Source organism: Pedobacter sp. 10L46_2 (assembly GCF_056395165.1).
Window position 1 is genome coordinate 1 of sequence record NZ_JBFTIZ010000217.1, and the last position, 7,211, is coordinate 7,211.

The window sequence follows — 7,211 nt, forward strand, 5'->3', positions numbered from 1 at the left end:
CTTTATTGGTCTGGTATTCCTGTTGTTATCGCAGGTTTTAACCTGGGAAGATGTGAAAAGTGAAAAGGGCGCATGGGATACAATTGTATGGTTCTCGGCCTTGGTAATGATGGGTAGTTCTTTGAATACGCTGGGATTAATCCCATGGTTCAGTGAATTGGTAAGGGCAAAAATAGGAGGGCTGAGCTGGACCATGGCTTTTCCTATTATTATTCTGGTTTACTTTTACAGTCATTATTTGTTTGCAAGTGCAACAGCGCACGTTGCGTCTATGTATGCAGCTTTGCTTGGCGTGGGTATCACCATTGGCATTCCGCCCATGCTGCTTGCATTATCGCTGGGCTTTTGTGGTGGTATTTTTGGAACATTAACCCATTACGGGCATGGTCCGGCACCGGTATTTTTTGGAAGTACATTCGTTGATGTCAAGGACTGGTGGTCAAAGGGATTTGTTTTGAGTATCGTTTTTCTTTTGATCTGGATGGGAATAGGCGGGCTGTGGTGGAAGATGATCGGCTTGTATTAATTTAAAGCTTATGGATAATAAAAACAGAGCATCTACACTGATGCGAAAAACGCTAATGGCAGTTACGGGGTTGTTTCTGTGTTTTTTTCTTGTCATTCATTTGCTTGGAAATCTGCAGTTATTATTACCTGCCGAACAAGCAAAAGCCAGCTTTAACAGTTATTCTCAGCTGCTATCCGGCAATATTTTTATAAAGATCATTTCTTATGTTCTCTATGCATCTATTGTAATTCATTGCCTGGATGCATTGATAATTACGCTTAAAAATAAAAAAACAGCAGGCAGGTATGCCGTGGATAACAGGGGCAAAGCCAGCAAATGGTATTCAAGAAATATGGGGATACTTGGCACACTAATTCTGATATTTTTGGTATTTCATTTCAGGGATTTTTGGTATCAGTACAAGTTCGGAAGCTTACCGAAAGATGAAAGTGGGCATAAAGACCTATACGCAATAGTGGTGGCTGCCTATCACGACTGGTGGTATGTACTTTTCTATGTGCTGTCTATGTTCGCGCTGGGTTATCATCTGCTGCATGGCTTTTATAGTGCAGCCAGATCACTGGGTTTGTATCATCCTAAATATGTTTCGTGGGTAAGGACTTTTGGTACAGGCTATAGCTATATCATCACTATCGGTTTCGCTATTATTCCAATTTATATTTACTTAACTCAACATGTTTTATGGAACTGAACGCTAAAATACCACCGGGACCATTAAAAGATAAATGGAGTTTCTATAAAGACCATGCTAAGCTGGTTAATCCCGCCAACCGAAAAAAAATGGACGTTATTGTTATTGGTACCGGACTGGCAGGTAGTGCTGCTGCGGCATCATTGGCCGAGATGGGATACAATGTTAAATCTTTCTGTTTTCAGGATTCAGCAAGGCGTGCACACTCAGTAGCTGCACAAGGTGGAGTAAATGCGGCCAAGAATTACAAGAATGATGGAGATAGTGTTTATCGTATGTTCTATGATACCATTAAAGGCGGCGATTTCCGGTCACGCGAAGCAAACGTTTATAGGCTTGCAGAATGTTCGGCTCAGTTAATAGATCAGGCAGTTGCCCAAGGTGTGCCTTTTGGCAGAGAATATGGCGGGTATCTGAATAATCGATCTTTTGGAGGTGTACAGGTTAGCCGGACTTTTTATGCAAGGGGACAAACCGGACAACAGTTGCTTTTAGGATCTTATCAGGCTTTAATGCGTCAGGTTGCTGCCAAAACTGTTAAGCTTTACACAAGGCATGAAATGTTGGATGTAGTAGTTATCGATGGAAAAGCAAGAGGCGTTATTGTAAGAAATCTTGATACAGGAGAGATAGAAAGGCATAGTGCTCATACCGTAATTTTGGCCACCGGGGGCTTTGGTAAAATCTATTATTTATCAACCCTTGCAATGGGATGCAATGCATCTGCCATATGGCGTGCACACAAGAAGGGTGCATTAATGGCATGTCCAAGCTGGACCCAGGTACACCCAACATCCTTACCACAATCGGGCGATTACCAATCTAAGCTCACACTTATGTCTGAGTCGCTGCGGAATGATGGGCGAATTTGGGTGCCTTTAAAACCTTCTGAAAACCGGAAACCTAATGATATTCCTGAATCAGAACGTGATTACTACCTGGAAAGACGTTACCCTGCCTTCGGTAATCTTGCCCCACGCGATATTTCCTCGAGAGCGGCAAAGGAACGCATAGACGCAGGATTTGGAGTAGGGCCGCAAAGGAATGCCGTTTATCTGGATTTTTCCAAGGCGATTAAGGAGCAGGGAAAAGGGCGTATTAAAGAGAAGTATGGCAACCTGTTTGACATGTACCGCAAAATTACGGCTACCGACGCCTATGTAGAGCCTATGATGATATCTCCTGCGGCTCACTTCTCAATGGGCGGACTATGGGTTGATTATGAACTGATGACGACCATACCAGGATTGTTTGCCCTTGGTGAAGCTAACTTTGCTGATCATGGAGCCAACAGGTTAGGTGCAAATTCTTTATTACAGGCATGTGTAGACGGTTATTTTATTGCACCATATACGGTTTCAAATTATCTGGCCGGAGAAATTAAATCAGAAAGGGTGCCGATAGATCATCAGGCATTTATCGATGCCGAAGTTCAGGTAAGAGCGCAACTAAGTAAACTGCTGGAAATAAATGGCACTAAAACGGCCGATTATTTCCATAAGACTTTAGGCAAGTTATTATACGATTATTGTGGTTTATCAAGAAGCAAAGAAGGATTAATCCACGCCATAAACGAAATAAAAAAGCTAAGGGCTGATTTTTATAAAGACCTTAAAGTTCCTGGCGATGAAGATGAGATGAACGGAGAATTGGAAAAGGCAGGTCGTATTGGTGATTATCTCGAAGTGGCAGAGTTGATGTGCCTGGATGCTTTAACTCGAGACGAATCATGTGGTGCCCATTTTAGAGAAGAATATCAAACTCCGGAAGGAGAGGCTTTAAGGAATGATGAAAAGTTCTGTTTCGTATCTGCCTGGAAATGGCGGGGAGAAGGACAGGAAGAATTGCTGATCCCTGAACCATTACACTTTGAAAATGTTGAACTGGCAGTAAGAAGCTATAAATAAATAGGCTGATGAAGTTATATCTAAAAATTTGGAGACAAAGTGATGCTGCCAGCGAGGGTAAGCTGGTAGATTACGAACTGGATAATGTGATCCCTCATATGTCTTTTCTGGAGATGATGGATACCTTAAATGAGCAGCTGGTTTTAAAAGGCGACCGCCCTGTTGAATTTGACCATGATTGYAGGGAAGGAATATGCGGGCAGTGTGGAATGATGATTAACGGACAAGCACATGGCCCCATAGCAAATCTTACTACCTGCCAGCTTCATATGCGTGAGTTTAAAGATGGCGACACCATTTATGTTGAACCATTCAGAGCTTTGGCATTTCCTATAAAAAGGGATCTAAGGGTTGATAGGTCAGCATTTGACAGGATTATTATGGCTGGTGGGTTTGTTTCTGTAAATACTGGTCAGGCACCTGAAGCAAATGGAATACCCATTACACATGAACAGGCCGAATCTGCTTTTGACTCTGCTGCTTGCATAGGATGCGGCGCTTGTGTTGCTACTTGTAAAAACTCAAGTGCGGCCTTATTTACATCAGCCAAAATCTCCCACCTGGCAAAATTGCCTCAAGGAAAAATGGAGTCGCGGAAAAGGGTGCTTTCTATGGTAAAACAAATGGATGAAGAGAATTTCGGACACTGCAGTAATACAGAGGCCTGCGAGGTAGAATGCCCCCAACAGATTTCAGTTCTTAATATTGCAAGAATGAACTGGGAATATTCATTGAGTAGCGTTTTGAAAAAATAAGAAGAGGGGGCAGTTTACTGCCCCCTCTTCTTTGTACTTTCGTCATCCTGAGAGCTCGGTCGTCATGCTGAATTTATTTCAGCATCCCTCAAGGGAAAGTTTGCCTGGAAAAAGCGAGATACCGCTCTTCAGCGGTATGACGAATGCTTTAGCAAATATTACCTTAACAAGTTTTTCCAGCTTGTTTTGCTTTCAATTAATGTTTGAAGATCTTTAATGTCAATACGTTGTTGCTCCATTGTATCACGATGACGAATGGTTACCGTATCATCTTCCAGTGTCTGATGGTCAATTGTTAAGCAGAAAGGAGTACCAATAGCATCTTGTCTGCGGTAACGCTTACCAATGGCATCTTTTTCTTCATATACACAGTTGAAATCCAGCTTTAAGCTGTTCATAATTTCTCTTGCTTTTTCCGGTAAACCATCTTTTTTAGTAAGTGGGAATATCGCTACTTTAACAGGAGCAAGGCAAGGGTGTAAACGCAATAACGTCCTGCTATCTTGTTTTTCTCCATCACTAAGGTCCTGCTCTTCAAAAGCATTGATCATGGTTAAAAGGAACATACGATCTAAACCTATAGAAGTTTCTATCACATAAGGTACATAGTTGCCATATGGTTTTCCCTCTTCATTAAGATCATTGTCGAAATATTGCATTTTCTTGCCAGAGAATTCCTGGTGCTGAGAAAGATCGAAATCTGTACGGCTATGAATACCTTCTACTTCTTTAAACCCAAACGGGAATTCAAATTCAATATCGGTAGCTGCATTCGCATAGTGAGCAAGTTTAACATGATCGTGGTATCTGTATTTTTCGGCAGAGGTGCCTAAAGCCAAATGCCATTTTAAACGAGCCTCTTTCCAGTATGCAAACCATTTTTTGTCTTCACCCGGGCGTACAAAGAACTGCATTTCCATTTGTTCAAACTCACGCATACGCATAATGAACTGACGGGCAATTACCTCGTTTCTAAAAGCTTTTCCTATCTGTGCAATACCAAAAGGAATTTTCATCCTTCCCGATTTCTGAACATTAAGGAAGTTTACAAAAATACCCTGAGCAGTTTCAGGACGTAAGTATATTTCTTCTGCCCCCTCGGCCATAGCACCAAACTGGGTACTAAACATCAGGTTAAACTGACGTACTTCTGTCCAGTTTTTTGTGCCGCTTACCGGGCATGCTATTTCGTGTTCTTCAATTAATGTTTTTAATTGCTGTAGGTTTTCAGATTTTAAAGCCTCATCCATATCAGCTTGTAGCTTTGCAGCTTTATCTGTTTTGCCGTCTTTTTCGTAACGTGCAATTTTATCTTCTAATAACTGATCAGCACGGTAGCGTTTTTTCGAATCTTTATTATCGATCATAGGATCGTTAAATCCGTCAACGTGACCACTTGCTTTCCATATTTTTGGATGCATAAATATTGCAGAATCAATGCCTACAATATTTTCATGCATTTGTACCATGGCTTTCCACCAATAAGTTTTGATGTTGTTTTTTAATTCTGCCCCTAACTGCCCGTAATCGTATACAGCACTTAGTCCATCATATATTTCGCTGCTTTGGAATACAAAACCATATTCCTTGGCGTGTGATATTACATTTTTAAATTGCTCGTCGTTAGTGTTTTTTGCCATAATGATGCAAACTTAGATAAAATATTTTAATGGTTTTCATGAATGCAGTGGTGTTTTTTCTACTTTTGAAAATGAGCACTCCGGTAAACCTAAAAATTAAATAAATTGAGCATCAAAGTACAGTATTTGTCTAAGTATTACGATAAGCAAAAGGCTGTCGATGAAGTTAGTTTTGAGGTTAAACCCGGAAAGATATTAGGTTTCCTTGGGCCAAACGGTGCCGGAAAATCTACCACGATGCGCATGCTTACCGGTTATCTGAAGCCAACCTCCGGCTCCGCTGAGTTGTGCGGCTTCGATTCGCAAACCCAGAGTTTGGATGTTAGACGTATTATTGGTTACCTGCCAGAAAACACGCCTTTATATACAGATATGTATGTAAAAGAGTTTTTATTGTTTGTTGCCAATACCTATAAGCTTCAGCACCCCGAGCAAAAAGTTAAGGAGACAATAGATGCCGTTGGCTTAGGGGCCGAGCAGCACAAAAAAATAAATATGCTTTCTAAAGGCTACAAGCAGAGGGTAGGATTGGCTCAGGCAATTATTCATAATCCCGAGATCTTAATACTTGATGAACCTACATCAGGTTTAGATCCAAATCAGCTTACCGACATTCGGGAACTGATTAAGAAGCTGGGAAAGGACAAAACGGTTATCCTATCAACACATATTATGCAAGAAGTAGAGGCAGTTTGCGACGAGGTCATCATCCTCAATAAAGGAAAGATTGTAGCAAATGCCGAAATCAATGAACTTAAAAAGCAACACCAATCTTCGTCTCTTGAAGAGATTTTTAGAAAACTGACTTCTCAATAAAATAAGTCAATTGTGCGTTTGTTAATAATTATTTACTGTAGAGTTTTATTTTTTGTAACGATTGGCCAAGTTTTTGTATCTAAGGATTATAATTACACAATTTAAATTAAACAGAAATGAAAAAAGTATTTTTACTAACAGCAATTGCAGGTCTTTTTGCATTCTCGAGCGTTAAGGCTCAAAAAGATGTTGCTATGACAGGTCCAAAGTTAGGTATTGGAGCTGAGTTTGCATTTCCAATGGGTGACTTTGGTGATGTTTATAAATTAGGTTATGGTGGTTCACTATTGTATCAACATCCAGTAGCAACTAATTTAAATTTAACAGGTAGCGCAGGCTATTTGAGTTTTAAGGCTAAGGATGAATTTGGTGGCGGTAGTTATGGTTCAATTCCTGTTAAAGCAGGTGCAAGATACTTTGTGGCTGAGAATTTTTATATAGGTGGTGAGCTTGGTGCTGCTTTCTCTACTGAATCAGGTGGAAAAACTGCTTTTGCTTATTCTCCTGGCATTGGTATAGAGTTTCCTGTTTCTGATGGCGGTGCTATCGAATTAGGTGGACGTTATGAAGGATGGTCAGCCAATTCAACTACAAGTTCTTTCATCGGACTTAGATTAGCATATAATTTCGGTTTGTAATCAAAAACCAAAAGGTTCGTTTAAACGAATAAAAAAGCCGCTTGATTAAGTTCAAGCGGCTTTTTCATTATCCATTATATCGTTTTGAGGCTACATAAACTGTGACCCTGAAAATTCGCGCTGCTCTACTCATTGGAATTAAGAAAGATAATACTACACCTGACATGCGGTTATTACCACACTAATAATGAAAATATGATAACCACAATATAAGTACAAGTAAAGTATGTTATTA

At 40.4% G+C, this 7,211-nt stretch carries 7 protein-coding genes; 6 read left to right on the top strand and 1 reads right to left on the bottom strand.

Annotation, left to right across the window (positions count from 1 at the left end; all coding sequences use genetic code 11):
- The 4 genes from AC1DDX_RS19455 to AC1DDX_RS19470 all read left to right on the top strand — a co-directional run.
- Window positions 1-526: anion permease (locus AC1DDX_RS19455; RefSeq protein WP_477622437.1), on the top strand; the 526-nt coding region annotated here is incomplete at its 5' end.
- Window positions 527-536: 10 nt separating this feature from the next.
- Window positions 537-1,220 carry a succinate dehydrogenase cytochrome b subunit gene (locus AC1DDX_RS19460; protein ID WP_172660740.1) on the top strand — a complete coding sequence of 228 codons (684 nt, stop codon included), beginning with the start codon at window positions 537-539 and terminating at the stop codon, window positions 1,218-1,220.
- The gene (locus AC1DDX_RS19465; protein ID WP_172660739.1) at window positions 1,211-3,127 is read left to right on the top strand and encodes a fumarate reductase/succinate dehydrogenase flavoprotein subunit; all 1,917 of its coding nucleotides are present in this window, start codon (window positions 1,211-1,213) and stop codon (window positions 3,125-3,127) included. Before AC1DDX_RS19460 ends, AC1DDX_RS19465 begins: the two co-directional genes overlap by 10 nt.
- An 8-nt stretch (window positions 3,128-3,135) precedes the next feature.
- The gene (locus tag AC1DDX_RS19470; protein ID WP_172660738.1) at window positions 3,136-3,882 is read left to right on the top strand and encodes a succinate dehydrogenase/fumarate reductase iron-sulfur subunit; all 747 of its coding nucleotides are present in this window, start codon (window positions 3,136-3,138) and stop codon (window positions 3,880-3,882) included.
- Window positions 3,883-4,040: 158 nt separating this feature from the next.
- On the opposite strand, the gene AC1DDX_RS19475 is transcribed toward AC1DDX_RS19470, so the two are convergent.
- Window positions 4,041-5,522, bottom strand: a complete 1,482-nt coding sequence (locus tag AC1DDX_RS19475) for a glycine--tRNA ligase (protein WP_172660737.1) — start codon at window positions 5,520-5,522, stop codon at window positions 4,041-4,043.
- A gap of 105 nt (window positions 5,523-5,627) precedes the next feature.
- On the opposite strand from AC1DDX_RS19475, the gene AC1DDX_RS19480 reads away from it, so the two are divergent.
- Window positions 5,628-6,338, top strand: a complete 711-nt coding sequence (locus AC1DDX_RS19480) for an ATP-binding cassette domain-containing protein (RefSeq protein ID WP_172660736.1) — start codon at window positions 5,628-5,630, stop codon at window positions 6,336-6,338.
- Window positions 6,339-6,454: 116 nt separating this feature from the next.
- Window positions 6,455-6,976 carry an outer membrane beta-barrel protein gene (locus tag AC1DDX_RS19485; RefSeq protein ID WP_337715657.1) on the top strand — a complete coding sequence of 174 codons (522 nt, stop codon included), beginning with the start codon at window positions 6,455-6,457 and terminating at the stop codon, window positions 6,974-6,976.
- The last annotated feature ends 235 nt before the right edge of the window (window positions 6,977-7,211 follow it).

Excerpts from the sequence above, each read along its gene's own strand:
- AC1DDX_RS19460 (WP_172660740.1), top strand. The coding sequence starts at position 537 with ATGGATAATAAAAACAGAGCATCTACACTGATGCGAAAAACGCTAATG.
- AC1DDX_RS19465 (WP_172660739.1), top strand. The coding sequence starts at position 1,211 with ATGGAACTGAACGCTAAAATACCACCGGGACCATTAAAAGATAAATGG.
- AC1DDX_RS19475 (WP_172660737.1), bottom strand. The coding sequence starts at position 5,522 with ATGGCAAAAAACACTAACGACGAGCAATTTAAAAATGTAATATCACAC.
- AC1DDX_RS19485 (WP_337715657.1), top strand. The coding sequence starts at position 6,455 with ATGAAAAAAGTATTTTTACTAACAGCAATTGCAGGTCTTTTTGCATTC.